At 70.6% G+C, this 14,111-nt stretch carries 15 protein-coding genes; 13 read left to right on the forward strand and 2 right to left on the reverse strand.

What is annotated here, in order from left to right; translation table 11 throughout:
- Positions 1-22: 22 nt before the first annotated feature.
- Positions 23-493 (reverse strand): DUF4395 domain-containing protein, encoded by a 471-nt coding sequence (locus PX701_RS15005; protein ID WP_231431319.1) that lies wholly within the window; start codon positions 491-493, stop codon positions 23-25.
- On the reverse strand, positions 477-923 hold the full coding sequence (locus PX701_RS15010; protein WP_275506742.1) for a TlpA family protein disulfide reductase: 447 nt from the start codon (positions 921-923) through the stop codon (positions 477-479). Before PX701_RS15010 ends, PX701_RS15005 begins: the two co-directional genes overlap by 17 nt.
- Before the next feature lie 91 nt (positions 924-1,014).
- Between PX701_RS15010 and PX701_RS15015 the strand changes: the two genes are divergently transcribed.
- The 13 genes from PX701_RS15015 (at position 1,015) to PX701_RS15075 (ending at position 14,106) form a co-directional block, all read left to right on the forward strand.
- Positions 1,015-1,824: a thymidylate synthase gene (locus tag PX701_RS15015; RefSeq protein ID WP_275506743.1), complete on the forward strand. Its 810-nt coding sequence runs from the start codon at positions 1,015-1,017 to the stop codon at positions 1,822-1,824.
- A complete protein-coding gene (locus tag PX701_RS15020; protein WP_275506744.1) occupies positions 1,821-2,411 on the forward strand; it encodes a dihydrofolate reductase in 591 nt (196 codons plus the stop codon). Before PX701_RS15015 ends, PX701_RS15020 begins: the two co-directional genes overlap by 4 nt.
- Positions 2,412-2,722: 311 nt before the next feature.
- Complete coding sequence (locus PX701_RS15025; RefSeq protein ID WP_275506745.1) at positions 2,723-3,649, forward strand: type IV toxin-antitoxin system AbiEi family antitoxin domain-containing protein; 927 nt, start codon at positions 2,723-2,725, stop codon at positions 3,647-3,649.
- Positions 3,650-3,728: 79 nt separating this feature from the next.
- On the forward strand, positions 3,729-4,703 hold the full coding sequence (gene dapA, locus PX701_RS15030) for a 4-hydroxy-tetrahydrodipicolinate synthase (RefSeq protein WP_275506746.1): 975 nt from the start codon (positions 3,729-3,731) through the stop codon (positions 4,701-4,703).
- Positions 4,704-4,784: 81 nt separating this feature from the next.
- Complete coding sequence (locus PX701_RS15035; RefSeq protein ID WP_275506747.1) at positions 4,785-6,461, forward strand: ribonuclease J; 1,677 nt, start codon at positions 4,785-4,787, stop codon at positions 6,459-6,461.
- A 144-nt stretch (positions 6,462-6,605) separates the two neighbouring features.
- Positions 6,606-7,100: a GNAT family N-acetyltransferase gene (locus tag PX701_RS15040; RefSeq protein WP_275506748.1), complete on the forward strand. Its 495-nt coding sequence runs from the start codon at positions 6,606-6,608 to the stop codon at positions 7,098-7,100.
- Positions 7,101-7,182: 82 nt separating this feature from the next.
- A complete protein-coding gene (locus tag PX701_RS15045) occupies positions 7,183-10,062 on the forward strand; it encodes an FtsK/SpoIIIE family DNA translocase (RefSeq protein WP_275506749.1) in 2,880 nt (959 codons plus the stop codon).
- Positions 10,063-10,083: 21 nt separating this feature from the next.
- Positions 10,084-10,680 carry a CDP-diacylglycerol--glycerol-3-phosphate 3-phosphatidyltransferase gene (gene pgsA / locus PX701_RS15050; RefSeq protein ID WP_231431312.1) on the forward strand — a complete coding sequence of 199 codons (597 nt, stop codon included), beginning with the start codon at positions 10,084-10,086 and terminating at the stop codon, positions 10,678-10,680.
- On the forward strand, positions 10,677-11,186 hold the full coding sequence (locus PX701_RS15055) for a CinA family protein (protein WP_231431311.1): 510 nt from the start codon (positions 10,677-10,679) through the stop codon (positions 11,184-11,186). Before pgsA ends, PX701_RS15055 begins: the two co-directional genes overlap by 4 nt.
- A gap of 251 nt (positions 11,187-11,437) precedes the next feature.
- A complete protein-coding gene (locus PX701_RS15060; RefSeq protein ID WP_130351053.1) occupies positions 11,438-11,746 on the forward strand; it encodes a helix-turn-helix domain-containing protein in 309 nt (102 codons plus the stop codon).
- Between the two features lie 65 nt (positions 11,747-11,811).
- Positions 11,812-12,054, forward strand: a complete 243-nt coding sequence (locus PX701_RS15065) for a DUF3046 domain-containing protein (protein ID WP_231431310.1) — start codon at positions 11,812-11,814, stop codon at positions 12,052-12,054.
- 278 nt (positions 12,055-12,332) lie between these two features.
- A complete protein-coding gene (gene recA / locus PX701_RS15070) occupies positions 12,333-13,388 on the forward strand; it encodes a recombinase RecA (protein WP_231431309.1) in 1,056 nt (351 codons plus the stop codon).
- A 49-nt stretch (positions 13,389-13,437) separates the two neighbouring features.
- Complete coding sequence (locus tag PX701_RS15075; RefSeq protein ID WP_275506750.1) at positions 13,438-14,106, forward strand: regulatory protein RecX; 669 nt, start codon at positions 13,438-13,440, stop codon at positions 14,104-14,106.
- The last annotated feature ends 5 nt before the right edge of the window (positions 14,107-14,111 follow it).

The raw sequence follows: 14,111 nt of genomic DNA on the forward strand, positions 1-14,111 counted from the left end.
GACGGCTGTGGATGCCGCAGGCTCACGCCGTCCGGATCACCCGGGCCCGCACGAGCCAGAGGTACAGCCAGCAGCCGAGGCAGAAGCCGAAGACCGAGTTGAGGAAGGCGGCGAAGAACGCGATCGCCGCCGCGATCGGCACGGCGAGCGGAGCGCCGAGCAGGGCGAGCACGATGCCCGCGAGCGTCACGGCGAAGCCGACGCCCTGTGCGAAGGTCGGCGGTCGCGGGTCTTCGAGCTCGGCGGGCGGCGCGAGCCCGGGTCGCACGAGCTTCCGGAAGATCAGGCCGTAGGGGTGCCGTCGGATGCCGGCGAACGCGCCCCACGCGAAGAGGGCGGCGACCGCGACGAGCAGCCAGAAGGCGGCGGCCGAGGCGCCGCCGACGGCGAGCACGACCGTGGCGAGCAGCAGCACCGCCGTGATGCCCGCGCCGAAGCGGGGACCGCGAGGGTCGATGCCGGCCGGTTCGCGTCCGTCAGCGGATGTCGACATGCTGCCTCCCGAGCACTTCGTCGAGTCGAGCGCGCACCACGTCGGCGCGCGGCGCCCCGCCGATGCGCGTCCGTACGATGCCGTCGGCATCGACGATGAGCGTCGTCGGGGTCTGGGTCACGTCGAACCGGCGGGCCAGATCGGCGCGATGCGTGAGGTCGACCTCGACGTGGCGGGCTCCGGGCGTCTCATCGGCGATGCCGCCGAGCAGGCGCGCCGCGGCCGGGCATCGGCTGCAGAACTCGGTGGAGAACTGCACGAGCGTCGCCCGCTCGCCGAACCGGCCGGCTTCGACGCCGAGCGAAGCCGGGCGCACGCGCTCGCCCGATCCGCCGACCGCGCGCCCCTGCCGTGCGCGCCAGACGAGCCCCACCGCGGTCGCGGCGGCGACGAGTGCGGCGCCGATGGCGAGCGCGGCGACGAGGTCCATGAACCGACGGTACGGCGGCTCCGCCGCGCCACGACGACTGTGACGACGAATGACGCCCGCCACGAGGCATCCGCGGGTTAGCCTTGACCTGATGTCCGAGCGAATCGCCACCCCGTACGAAGACCTCCTGCGCGACGTGCTCGAGCACGGCGAGCCGAAGACCGACCGCACCGGAACGGGCACGCGCAGCGTGTTCGGCCGCCAGCTGCGGTTCGACCTCTCGAAGGGGTTCCCGCTCGTCACGACGAAGCGCGTGCACTTCAAGTCGATCGCGTACGAGCTGCTGTGGTTCCTGCAGGGCTCGTCGAACGTCGGCTGGCTGCAGGAGCACGGCGTCACCATCTGGGACGAGTGGGCCGATGCGCAGGGCGAGCTCGGCCCCGTCTACGGCGTGCAGTGGCGCTCGTGGCCGACCCCGTCGGGCGAGGTCATCGACCAGATCGCCGACGTCGTCGCGCAGATCCGCGAGAACCCGGATTCGCGCCGGCTCATCGTCTCGGCGTGGAACCCGGCCGACATCCCCGACATGGCGCTCGCGCCGTGCCACGCCCTCTTCCAGTTCTACGTCGCCGACGGCCGGCTCTCGTGCCAGCTCTACCAGCGCAGTGCCGACCTCTTCCTCGGTGTGCCGTTCAACATCGCCTCGTACGCGCTGCTGACCCACATGGTGGCCGCGCAGACCGGCCTCGAGGTCGGCGACTTCGTCTGGACCGGTGGCGACTGCCACATCTACGACAACCACGTCGAGCAGGTGCGCGAGCAGCTCGCCAGGGACCCGTACCCGTACCCGACGCTCCGCCTCGCTCGGGTGCCCGCCTCGATCTTCGACTACGAGTACGACGACTTCGTGGTCGAGGGCTACCAGCACCACCCGGCGATCCGCGCGGCCGTCGCCGTATGAGCGAGGATGCCCCGGCACCGAACCGCTCGGGAGCGTCGGCGCCTGGCTCGGCGTCAGGCCCGGCATCGCGCGTCCCGCGCATCGGACTCGTCTGGGCCCAGGCGGGCGGCGGCGTGATCGGGCGCGACGGCGGCATGCCGTGGCACGTGCCCGAGGATCTCGCGCACTTCAAGGCCGTGACGCTCGGCATGCCGGTGATCATGGGGCGCAAGACCTGGGACTCGCTCTCGCCCCGGTACCGTCCGCTGCCGGGGCGCCGCAACATCGTCGTGACGCGGCAGGCCGACTGGGCCGACGACGGAGCCGAGCGCGCCAGATCACTCGACGAGGCGCTGGCGCTCGTCGCCGGCGACGAGCGGGTCTGGGCGATCGGCGGCGGGCAGCTGTTCGCCGAGGCGATCGACCGGGCCGACCTCCTCGAGGTGACCGAGCTCGAGCACACCGGGGGATTCGCCGCCGAGCCGGGCGACGTGCACGCCCCCGCCGTGCCCGAGGGCTTCGAGCTCGTCGCCGTCGACCCGCCGGCCGGCGAGCACGCCTCCCGGAGCGGCATCCGCTACCGCTTCCTCACCTACCGCCGCGCCTGACGCCGCCGCCCGCTCCGTATCGCCACCAGCCGGGCGCGGTGCGCGCCGAAGTGTCGGAGGATTCCGGCTACGAGGCGAAGTCGAGGCGGCCCGTGTGGGTTTCCTCCGACACTTCGGCTGTGCTGGCCGACCCGGCGCAGACGAGATGTCGGAGAATTCGATTCCGGTCGACCGTCTGCCGGCTCGACGCGGAGATTCCCCGACATTCCGATCGAGTCCACTCGTCCTCCACACCCGCAAGACTTCCCCAACGATCCACCGGCTCGGCTTCGCAGAGTGATCGGGCTTCGACCGGAGGACAGCATCGCTGCATGCCCATCGACACGTATGAGGTCGAGCGCTGGTGCGACCGGCTCGGCGGCGTCGCGCGCACCGCCGATCTTCTGGCGGTCGGTGTCGATTCGAAGTCCATCGGCCGGGCGCGGCGCGAAGGCGCCATCGAACGGGTTCGATCCGGTGTGTACGCCTCGACGACCGCTGCCGCCGAGGTGGTGACGGCCGCGCGGCACGGAGGGATGCTCGGCTGCATCTCGCGTCTGCGACGCGCCGGCGTGTGGCTGCTCGACGACGACGATCGGGTGCATGTCTCGATGCCCGAGCACGGGCGTCGTCACCTGCATGACGGCTGCGCATGCGTGCTGCACTGGACGGGCAGCGGGTCGGCGCTCGGGGAGGGCACCATCGTCGACGCGCTCGCACAGGTGCTCGGGTGCCGGGGCGGCGAGACCTTCTTCGCTGCGCTCGAGTCCGCGATGCGGAAGGGGCTGATCGACCGAGCGGGCGTGGGCCGCCTTCGCGCGAGGGTACCCGCGAAGCACCGTCGGCTCGTCGACTTCGCTCGCTGGGACGCCGACAGCGGCCTGGAGTCGCTGTTGCGGCTGCGTCTTCGGCGCCATCGCATCGAACTGCGCTCGCAGGTACTGATCGACGGGGTCGGCCGGGTCGACTTCGTGCTCGGCGATCGGCTCATTCTCGAAGCAGATGGCAAGAGCAACCATGTGGACGGATTCGCCGACGCGCTGCAGGGAAGAGCCGCCCCCGCGCCGGCCACCGCATCGAAGCGACACAAGGACCTCGTGCGAGACGCCGCGGCGGCCGAACGCGGGTACGTCACCCTGAGGTTCGATTACGCGCAGATCATCCATGACTGGCCCCGCGTCGAGGCGGCTGTCCTCGCCTGCGTCGCGCGCGGGCTGCACCGCACGTGGAGTCCCGCTCGTCGGTCCGGCAGCCGATGACCCTCGTGACGAGGCTCGACGTGACCCATCGAGTCGGGGCGGCGACGCGGCATCCCGCCGAACCGATACGCTGGTGGGCGTGACCTCAGAGAACCCCTTCGGACAAGTGCTCGTCGCGCTCGTCACTCCGATGACGGCGGACGGCGAGGTCGATTGGCCCGGGGTCGAGAAGCACATCGACGATGTCATCTCGGCAGGCGCCGACGGCATCGTCGTCACGGGAACCACCGGCGAGACGTCGACCCTGACCGACCCCGAGAAGATCCGGCTCGTCGAGGTCGGCAAAGACGTGGCCGCGGGCCGCGCCAAGATCATCACCGGCGGCGGCTCGAACGAGACCGCGCACGCCATCGAGCTGTACCAGCACAGCGAGAAGGCCGGCGCCGACGGCATCATGATCGTCACGCCGTACTACAACAAGCCCACCCAGGCGGGCATCCTCACGCACTTCCGCATGGTCGCCGACGCGACCGACCTGCCGGTCATCCTCTACGACATCCCGGGTCGCACCGGAGTGCCGATCAAGTACGAGACCATCCTGCGGCTCGCGAAGCACCCCAACATCCTCGCCGTGAAAGACGCCAAGGGCGACTTCTCCGAGGTCAGCCGGGTGCTCAACCAGACCGACCTCATGTACTTCTCGGGCGACGACGCGAACGTGCTCCCGCACCTGTCGATCGGCGCGACCGGCCTCATCGGCGTCACCGCGAACATCGCGCCGGCTCCGTATCGCACGATCGTCGACGCGGTGAACCGCGGCGACCTCAAGGCCGCGACCGAGGCGCACCAGCGGCTCGAGCCGCTCGTGCGGGCGACCATGACCCACGTCCCCGGCACCGTCGCGGCGAAGTACATCCTGCACGGCCTCGGCCGCATCTCGAGCCCGCGGGTGCGCCTGCCGCTCGTGGGCCCCGAGGAGTGGGAGGCTGCGCTCATCGAGGACGAGATCGACCTCGTGCGCGGCGTCGAGGGCGTCGACTTCCACAACTTCCGGCCCGACCGCAACGCCGCCGCCGGCGGCGCACTGCCGAAGGTCGCGGGCACGACCCGCTGACCGGGCGAGCCCACCACGAGACATCCGCGATGCCCGAGCGCATCGCACCGAACTGAACACCGCGAACGTAAGGAGGGCACTGTGCCCGACACCGTCATCGATCCCGCTCCGCTCGAGGCAGGGACGCTCCGCATCATCCCGATCGGCGGCCTCGGAGAGGTCGGCCGCAACATGACGAGCTACGAGATCGACGGCAAGATCCTCATCGTCGACTGCGGCGTGCTCTTCCCCGAGGAGCACCAGCCCGGCGTCGACCTGATCCTGCCCGACTTCGGATTCCTCCGCGACCGGCTCGACGACATCGTCGGCGTCGTGCTCACGCACGGCCACGAAGACCACATCGGCGCGGTGCCCTACCTCCTGAAGCTCCGGGGCGACATCCCCCTGATCGGCTCGAAGCTCACGCTCGCGCTCGTCGAGGCGAAGCTCAAGGAGCACCGCATCGCGCCGTACACCCTCACGGTGAAAGAGGGGCAGCACGAGGAGATCGGCCCGTTCGACCTCGAGTTCATCGCGGTCAACCACTCGATCCCCGATGCGCTCGCCGTCGCGATCATCACCGATGCGGGCACCGTGCTCGCCACGGGCGACTTCAAGATGGACCAGCTGCCGCTCGACGGCCGGCTCACCGACCTGCGCGAGTTCGCGCGGCTCGGCGAAGAGGGCGTCGACCTCTTCATGGTCGATTCCACGAACGCGGATGTCCCGGGCTTCACCCCGCTCGAGCGCGAGATCGGCCCCGTGCTCGACCAGGTGATCTCGCGCGCGCCGAAGAAGGTCGTCGTCGCGAGCTTCTCGAGCCACGTGCACCGGGTGCAGCAGGTGCTCGACGCGGCGCACGCGAACGGCCGCCGGGTGGCGCTCCTCGGCCGCAGCATGGTGCGCAACATGACGATCGCGGCCGACCTCGGCTACCTCGACGTGCCCGAGGGCGTGCTCGTCGACTACAAGAAGGCCGGCGACATCCCCGACGACAAGATCGTCTACATGTCGACGGGCTCGCAGGGCGAGCCGATGGCCGTGCTCAGCCGGATGGCGAACCGCGACCACCAGATCGAGATCGGCGAGGGCGACACGGTCATCCTCGCCTCGAGCCTCATCCCGGGCAACGAGAACGCGGTCTACCGCGTCATCGACGGCCTGACGAAGCTCGGTGCGAACGTCGTGCACAAGGCCAACGCGAAGGTGCACGTCTCGGGCCACGCGGCCGCGGGCGAGCTGCTCTACTGCTACAACATCCTGAAGCCGGCGAACGTGCTGCCGATCCACGGCGAGTACCGCCACCTGCAGGCGAATGCGAAGCTCGCCCGTGACACCGGCATCCCCGCGGCGAACACCTTCATCGGCGAGAACGGAACGGTCTACGACATGACCGACGGCGTCGTGCGCGAGGCCGGCCAGCTCGACCTCGGCTTCGTCTACGTCGACGGGTCGACGGTCGGCGAGATCACCGACGCCGATCTGAAGGACCGCCGCATCCTGGGCGAGGAGGGCTTCATCTCGGTGATCGTCGTCGTCGATGCCACGACCGGTCGCGTCATCTCGGGCCCCGAGATCCACGCCCGTGGATTCGCCGAGGACGACGCCGTGTTCGAGGACGTCAAGCCGAAGATCGTCGCAGCGCTCGCCGATGCGGCGCAGAACGGGGTGCGCGATTCGCACGCCCTGCAGCAGCTCGTGCGCCGCACGCTCGGCACCTGGGTGAACCGGCGACTGCGCCGGCGCCCGATGCTCGTGCCGCTCGTCATCGAGGCGTAGCCCCGCTCGCCGCGGTGTGCGGGGGCGATCGACGCGGTCCGTTCCCGACGTCCGCGCGCGGCGCCTCGGCGACGGCCGGTCGATCCCCAGCCGCATGCAGCCGCTCGTAACACCGCCGTGACACGGTTGCCGTACCCTCCCGTCATGACGACCTACTCGCTCCGCCCCGCGGCTCCGGCCGACGGCGCGTTCCTCGCCGACATGGTCGTCGAGGTGGCGAACTGGCGTCAGGGAGCGGCGCGCCCTCGGCACGACGTCCTCGCCGACCCGGTCTCCCGCGGCTACGTCGCGGGCTGGCAGCGGCCGGCCGATCGGGGCGTCGTCGCCCTCGACGGCGATGGCGATCCGGTCGGCGCGGCCTGGTACCGCCTGTTCCCGGCCGATCGTCGTGCGCACGGGTTCGTCGCGAGCGGGGTCCCCGAGTTGATCATCGGGGTCCGGCCGCTGTGGCGCGCGCAGGGCGTCGGCCGCGCGCTGTTGCAGGAGCTCGCGCATGCCGCGCGGTCGTCCGGCCATGCGCGGCTGGCGTTGTCGGTCGAACACGGCAACTTCGCTGCGGCGCTCTACCGCTCCGAGGGATTCGCGGTCGTCGAGACGAGCGGACGACGCGACACCATGGTGCGCACGCTGCTCGCCTGAGCGGCGCGGCCACGAGCACGGATCGCAGACACTCGCCCCGCGCTCCCGGGGGAGGTCGGCCGTCGGCCGTAACCTTGACCCCATGGCTACGGGCACCAAGTCGAACGGGCGCGCCTCGGGCACCTCGTCCCGCGGCGGCAGCTCGCGCACCGCATCTGCGAAGACCGCGCCGACGAAGAAGCTGCCGGCGCAGACGCGCGGCGCGGCCGCGAAGAAGCCGGCCCAGACGTCGGCGGGGCCGAACATCTTCGTGAAGGCGTGGATGGGGCTGGCGCACCTCGCGGGCGGCGCCGCACGCGCGCTCGGGCCCGAGACGCTGCAGAAAGACGAGCGTCGCGACGGACTGCCCTTCTTCATCGTCGTGCTCGCCATCGCCGGCGCGGTCGTCGAGTGGTTCTTCATCAACGAGCCCGTCGCGCAGACCCTCGACTCGTGGACGTTCGGCGGCCTGTTCGGCAGGGTGGCGTTCGCGCTCCCCGTCATCATGCTGCTGTTCGCCGTGTGGCTCTTCCGGCATCCGAGTTCGGTGCACGACAACACGCGTATCGGCATCGGGCTCCTCCTCCTCCTGCTGAGCGTGTCGGCGTTGTGCCACATCTTCGGCGGCCAGCCCGAGCCGAGCGACGGCATGGCGGTGCTCGCGCGTGCCGGCGGCATCCTCGGCTGGATGCTCGCCACCCCGCTCATCCTGCTGATCACCGAGGTGGGCGCGGCGATCGTCGTGATCCTCCTCGTCGTGCTCTCCGTCCTGATCATCACGAAGACGCCTCCGAACCGGGTCCCGGCGCGGTTCCGCGAGCTCTACGACTGGCTGTTCGGCGCCCCCGACGAGGTGCCCGCCGATGAAGCGGATGCCTCGGCGAAGCCGTCGCGTCGCCGCAAGGAGAAGAGCGTCCCGACCGAGCTCGACGGCATCGACGACGATGCCGACGACGCCGCGCCCGGGCTCGTGCCCTGGTGGCGGCGAAATGCGCAGGGCCGCGAAGAAGATCCGGAGTTCGAGGCGTCGGGCATCGACGGCATCACCGAGGTGTTCGGTGCGGGCTCCGCCGCCGGCAGCTTCGACAGCCCCATCGAGGGGGCCGGCGGGGCCGACGCGTACGGCACCGAGCTGCTCGGCGACCTCGAGCGCGCCGAATCCGCGGTCGCGAACTTCGCCGGCGACGGCTCGAACGCCGGCATCGGGCTCCGCGGCGACGACGCCGGTGCGACCCAGGCGATCCCGCTCTACGACGCGGCGGCCGACTTCACGGCCGATGCGAACGGCGCCGGTGCCGAGGCATCCCTCGTTCCCGCCGACGCCGACGCGGCGGAGCAGCCCGACCGTCCGTACTTCCTGCCCTCCGCCGCGACCCTCGCTGCCGGGCCGCCGGCGAAGTCGCGTTCGCAGGCGAACGACGACGTCGTGCGCCAGATCACGGGTGTCCTCGACCAGTTCTCGGTGGACGCGAAGGTCACGGGCTTCTCGCGCGGTCCGACCGTGACGCAGTACGAGATCGAGCTCGGGCCGGGAGTCAAGGTCGAGCGGGTCACGGCGCTGTCGAAGAACCTCGCCTACGCGGTCGCGTCGAACGAGGTGCGCATCCTGTCACCGATCCCGGGCAAGAGCGCGATCGGCGTCGAGATCCCGAACGCCGACCGCGAGACGGTGACCCTCGGCGACGTGCTGCGCTCGCACGCCGCGGTCGGCGCGAAGCACCCGATGACGATCGGCGTCGGCAAGGACGTCGGCGGCGGCTACGTCGTCGCGAACCTCGCCAAGATGCCGCACCTCCTCGTCGCGGGCTCGACCGGCTCGGGCAAGTCGAGCTTCGTCAACTCGATGATCACGAGCCTGCTCATGCGCGCGAAGCCGAGCGAGGTGCGCATGGTGCTCATCGACCCGAAGCGCGTCGAGCTCGCCCCGTACGCGGGCGTGCCGCACCTCATCACCCCGATCATCACGAACCCGAAGAAGGCCGCCGAGGCGCTGCAGTGGGTCGTGAAGGAGATGGACATGCGGTACGACGACCTCGCGTCGTTCGGCTTCCGCCACATCGACGACTTCAACAAGGCCGTCGTGAACGACGAGATCATCCTGCCGGCGGGAAGCGAGCGCAAGCTCAAGCCGTACCCGTACCTGCTCGTCGTCGTCGACGAGCTCGCCGACCTCATGATGGTCGCCCCGCGCGACGTCGAGGACTCGATCGTGCGCATCACGCAGCTCGCGCGTGCGTCGGGCATCCACCTCGTGCTCGCGACGCAGCGGCCGTCGGTCGACGTCGTCACGGGCCTCATCAAGGCGAACGTGCCGTCGCGACTTGCGTTCGCGGTGACGAGCGTCACCGACTCGCGCGTCATCCTCGACCAGCCGGGCGCCGACAAGCTCATCGGGCAGGGCGACGCGCTCTTCCTGCCGATGGGGGCGTCGAAGCCGTTGCGCGTGCAGGGTGCCTGGGTCACCGAGGCCGAGATCGAGAAGGTCGTGACCCACGTCACGCGCCAGGCGCGTCCCGAGTACCGTCAGGATGTCGCGGCCGCCGTCGAGCGGAAGGAGATCGACTCCGACATCGGCGACGACCTCGAGCTGCTGCTCGCCGCGGCGGAGCTCGTGGTGTCGACGCAGTTCGGCTCGACGTCGATGCTGCAGCGCAAGCTGCGCGTGGGATTCGCGAAGGCCGGTCGCCTCATGGACCTGCTCGAGTCGCGCGAGATCGTCGGTCCCTCGGAGGGCTCGAAGGCGCGCGACGTGCTCGTGACGGCGGAGCAGCTGCCGGGCGTGCTCGCGAAGCTGCGTGGTGAGCCGAGTGCGCCTGCGGCACCGCCGCAGGCGACGGCGCCGCCCGCCGCGGCAGCGCCCGCGCCCGTCGCGCACGAGGTCGACGACCGCTACGACGACCCGGTCGGCCGCATCCCCGAGGGGCTCGAGGAGGTCGAGGCCGAGGGTGACGAAGACGCCTGGGGCCTCACCGGCCGCGACTGAGCGCCCGGTATCCTTGGCCGTATGACCTCCTCCGCCGAAGGGCGCGCCCGATCGGCGAACTGGAACCTGCCGAACGCGATCACCATCGTGCGGATCCTGGCCGCACCGGTCTTCTTCTGGCTGCTGCTCGCCGATGACGGAGCCGACGGCCCCCTGCGGTGGTGGGCGGCAGCGCTGTTCATCGTCGCCATCGCGACCGACGGCATCGACGGACACATCGCCCGCAGTCGCGGGCTCGTCACGGACCTGGGCAAGATCCTCGACCCGATCGCCGACAAGCTGCTCACGAGCGGTGCGCTCGTCTGCCTGTCGATCCTGGGCGAGCTGTGGTGGTGGGTGACGATCCTCATCGTGGTGCGGGAGGTCGGCATCACCGTCTGGCGGCTCGTCGAGCTCCGACGCGGCAACGTGGTACCCGCCTCGTCGGGCGGCAAGCTCAAGACGGTCGTGCAATCGGTCGCGATCTCGCTCGCGCTCGTGCCGCTCTGGACGATCGTCGGCGACTGGATCCTCTGGGTGAACTGGGTCGCGATGGGCCTCGCCCTCGTGCTCACGGTCTGGTCCGGACTGCTCTACGTACGCGATGCGGTCCGACTCGCGCGGGGCCGGGCGGCGTGAGCGGGCCGGGTGCGCTCCAGGCCGAAGCGGCCGCGCGCCTCATCGCCGAGCTCACCCGCCGACGCCTGCGCATCGCCGTCGCCGAGTCGCTCACGGGCGGGCTCGTCGTCGCCGAGCTCACGAGCGTCCCCGGCGCCTCGCTCGTCGTCACGGGCGGCATCGTCGCCTACGACACCGCCGTGAAGCATACGCTGCTCGGCGTCGACGCCGGGCTGCTGCGTCGCGAGGGCGCCGTGCACCCCGAGGTCGCCCGGCAGATGGCGATCGGCGTGCGCACCGCGCTGGCGGTCGACGGACACCCCGCCGACATCGGGGTCTCGACGACGGGCGTCGCCGGGCCCGACCCGCAGGACGGCAGGCCCGTCGGCACGGTGCACGTCGGACTCGCGATCGGCGACCGGGTCGACGCGATCGACCTGTCCTTCACGGGCGACCGCGCGTCGATCCGTCGGCAGACCGTGCACGCCGCGATCGGTGCGCTGCTCGCAGGCCTGCCGGCGGCCTGATCCTGGGCGGCTCGCGGCGGGACGCATCCCGGTCGAGGGGTCCGAGGCGCTCGGATCCGTCGCCTCGCCGCCCGCTCGCAGGCGCGACCCGAGGGAGCGGAATACTCTTCGTGAACACCCTGTTACACGTGGCAGGTTCACACGAAAGCCCCAGTGTGCGACGCTAGATTCGAAGACATGAGCATCAGGTAGACTGACGCTCCCGTTTCCGGCTCCGGCGGAGTCGAGGCAGTGTAGAAGGAGGTTCCCCGATGGTTCTGGTTCGACAGGAGATCGGCGATGTGTTGAGGGACTTCCGCCTGCAGAAGGGGCGCACGCTCCGGCAGGTCGCGTCCAAGGCGAGTGTCGCGCTGGGGTACCTCAGCGAGGTCGAACGGGGGCAGAAAGAGGCGTCCTCCGAGATCCTCGCCTCAGTGGCCGAAGCGCTCGACACGCCCATCTCGGTGATCATGCACGAGGTCGGCGACCGCATCGCGGTGCTCGAGGGCCTCTCGGTGGTGCCCGACAGCCTGCCCGACGAGCTCGTCGCCGAGTTCGACGCCGACATGATGGTCCGCTGACCCGATCGTTCTTACCCGTACTCCGGCCGGTCTTCTGACCGGCCGGAGCCGTTTCCGGAGGTGCCATGAAGCTCAGCGAGTTCCAGTTCGCCGTGGATGCCGAGTTCGGCCCGGGGTACGGCGGGGTCGTCGTGAACGACCTGGTGCTCGCTCAGCTCGGTGGGCGCACGGCTCGCGAGGCGCTCGACGCCGGCGTGCGGCCGCGCGACGTCTGGATCGCCCTCTGCGAGGCGACGGACGTCCCGGAGCAGCGACGGCACGGCGCCGGCCGACCCGTCCCGGGTCGGCCGGAGGGCGCCGCGCGCTGACGCCGCCCGCGCATACCGAAGAGCTGTTCGACACGCCGCGCCCGGGTTCGAACATCCGTTCGGTTCTGCGGTACTGTCCTCAACAGCAGGAGGAACGAGGCATCCCTCCACATCCCCACCCGTGAGGGCGTCGGATGTCGGTGGCCGGTCATACGGTCGATGCGTCGGAACACACCGCAACCGCCTTGTCGCGAGACGTCGCGGGTCAGCACCGGGGCCCGAAGCGTGGAACGACAGCCTAGAGGCAGCAGCACACGAGCATCGAAGGAGCCCACACCATGGCATCACCCGCAGACCGCGAGAAGTCTCTCGAAGCCGCCCTCGCGCAGATCGACCGCCAGTTCGGCAAGGGGTCGGTCATGCGCCTCGGCAGCGAAGAGCGAGCCCCCGTCGAGGTCATCCCCACCGGTTCGATCGCCCTCGACGTCGCCCTCGGCGTCGGCGGGCTCCCGCGCGGCCGCATCGTCGAGATCTACGGTCCCGAGTCCTCGGGCAAGACGACGCTCACGCTCCACGCGATCGCCAACGCCCAGCGCGCCGGCGGCATCGCGGCGTTCGTCGACGCCGAGCACGCGCTCGACCCCGAGTACGCCAAGAAGCTCGGCGTCGACATCGACGCACTGCTCGTGTCGCAGCCCGACACGGGCGAGCAGGCGCTCGAGATCGCCGACATGCTCGTGCGCTCGGGCTCGATCGACCTCATCGTGATCGACTCCGTGGCCGCACTCGTGCCGCGAGCCGAGATCGAGGGCGAGATGGGCGACTCGCACGTCGGCCTCCAGGCCCGTCTCATGTCGCAGGCGCTCCGCAAGCTCACGGGCGGCCTGAACCAGACGAACACCACGATGATCTTCATCAACCAGCTCCGCGAGAAGATCGGCGTGTTCTTCGGCAGCCCCGAGACGACGGCGGGCGGCAAGGCGCTCAAGTTCTACGCCTCGGTCCGCATGGACATCCGCCGCATCGAGACCCTGAAGGACGGCTCCGACGCGGTCGGCAACCGCACGCGCGTGAAGGTCGTCAAGAACAAGATGGCCCCGCCGTTCAAGCAGGCCGAGTTCGACATCCTCTACGGGGTCGGCATCTCGCGCGAGGGCAGCCTCATCGACTACGGCGTCGACCAGGGCATCGTCAAGAAGTCGGGTGCCTGGTACACCTACGACGGCGATCAGCTCGGCCAGGGCAAGGAGAATGCGCGCAACTTCCTGTTGCAGAACCCCGACATCGCCGCCGACATCGAGCAGAAGATCCTCGTGAAGCTCGGCATCGGCGCAGCGGGTGCCGCTGCACCGGCCAACGTCGAGTCGCTCGACGCGAAGCGCAAGGGCGCCTGAGCGCCTGAGCCGTGACATGGGAGATCGAGTGACCGGGGAGGGCAGCAGCATGCGCGACGCGTCGGCTGAGCACCTTGCCCCGGTCACCTATCTGCCGTGGGTGGCCGACGAGGGCTCGTCCGGCTCGACGGTCGATGAGCCCGGTCGCGGCCGGCCGGCGCGTGGGGCGGGGGTCGAGCGCGACACCCGCGCACGCCGACATCCACGGTCGAACGACGACGCGGCGCCCTCGCCCGACGAGACGGGCCTCGAGCGCGACGAACGCATCGACCGTCTCGTCGTCTCACGCCTGCGGCGATCGGCGCTGTCGATCGCCGAGGTGAGATCGGTGCTCGTCGAGCACGGGCTCGACGAGCCCGAGGTCGAGTCCTGGATCGAGCGGTACGAGCGCTACGGCTACCTCGATGACGCCCGGCTCGCCGAGCAGGTCGTGCACAACCACAGCGTGCGGCGGGGTCGCGGTGCCGGCGCCATCCTGCACGAGCTCGGCCGACGGGGCATCGATCCGACCGTCGCCCGAGCGGCGGTCGATGATCTCGATCCCGAGGCCGAGCGCGAGAACGCGACGGCCGTCGCGGTGCGACGGGCTCGCCAGCTGACGGGGCTCGACCGGGCGACCGCCGAACGACGGCTGTCGGCCTTCCTCCAGCGGCGCGGCTACTCGGGCGAGGTCGTTCGCGAGGCGGTGACGACGGCGCTCGCAGCCGACGACTCGTAGAATGG

Source organism: Agromyces chromiiresistens, from assembly GCF_029167465.1.
In the GTDB taxonomy this organism is placed as follows: Bacteria; Actinomycetota; Actinomycetes; order Actinomycetales; family Microbacteriaceae; genus Agromyces; species Agromyces chromiiresistens.

Excerpts from the sequence above, each read along its gene's own strand:
- PX701_RS15065 (WP_231431310.1), top strand. The coding sequence starts at position 11,812 with ATGAAGCTCAGCGAGTTCCAGTTCGCCGTGGATGCCGAGTTCGGCCCG.
- PX701_RS15025 (WP_275506745.1), top strand. The coding sequence starts at position 2,723 with ATGCCCATCGACACGTATGAGGTCGAGCGCTGGTGCGACCGGCTCGGC.
- PX701_RS15005 (WP_231431319.1), bottom strand. The coding sequence starts at position 493 with ATGTCGACATCCGCTGACGGACGCGAACCGGCCGGCATCGACCCTCGC.
- PX701_RS15015 (WP_275506743.1), top strand. The coding sequence starts at position 1,015 with ATGTCCGAGCGAATCGCCACCCCGTACGAAGACCTCCTGCGCGACGTG.
- recA (WP_231431309.1), top strand. The coding sequence starts at position 12,333 with ATGGCATCACCCGCAGACCGCGAGAAGTCTCTCGAAGCCGCCCTCGCG.
- PX701_RS15010 (WP_275506742.1), bottom strand. The coding sequence starts at position 923 with ATGGACCTCGTCGCCGCGCTCGCCATCGGCGCCGCACTCGTCGCCGCC.
- PX701_RS15075 (WP_275506750.1), top strand. The coding sequence starts at position 13,438 with ATGCGCGACGCGTCGGCTGAGCACCTTGCCCCGGTCACCTATCTGCCG.
- PX701_RS15060 (WP_130351053.1), top strand. The coding sequence starts at position 11,438 with ATGGTTCTGGTTCGACAGGAGATCGGCGATGTGTTGAGGGACTTCCGC.
- PX701_RS15020 (WP_275506744.1), top strand. The coding sequence starts at position 1,821 with ATGAGCGAGGATGCCCCGGCACCGAACCGCTCGGGAGCGTCGGCGCCT.
- pgsA (WP_231431312.1), top strand. The coding sequence starts at position 10,084 with ATGACCTCCTCCGCCGAAGGGCGCGCCCGATCGGCGAACTGGAACCTG.
- PX701_RS15045 (WP_275506749.1), top strand. The coding sequence starts at position 7,183 with ATGGCTACGGGCACCAAGTCGAACGGGCGCGCCTCGGGCACCTCGTCC.
- PX701_RS15040 (WP_275506748.1), top strand. The coding sequence starts at position 6,606 with ATGACGACCTACTCGCTCCGCCCCGCGGCTCCGGCCGACGGCGCGTTC.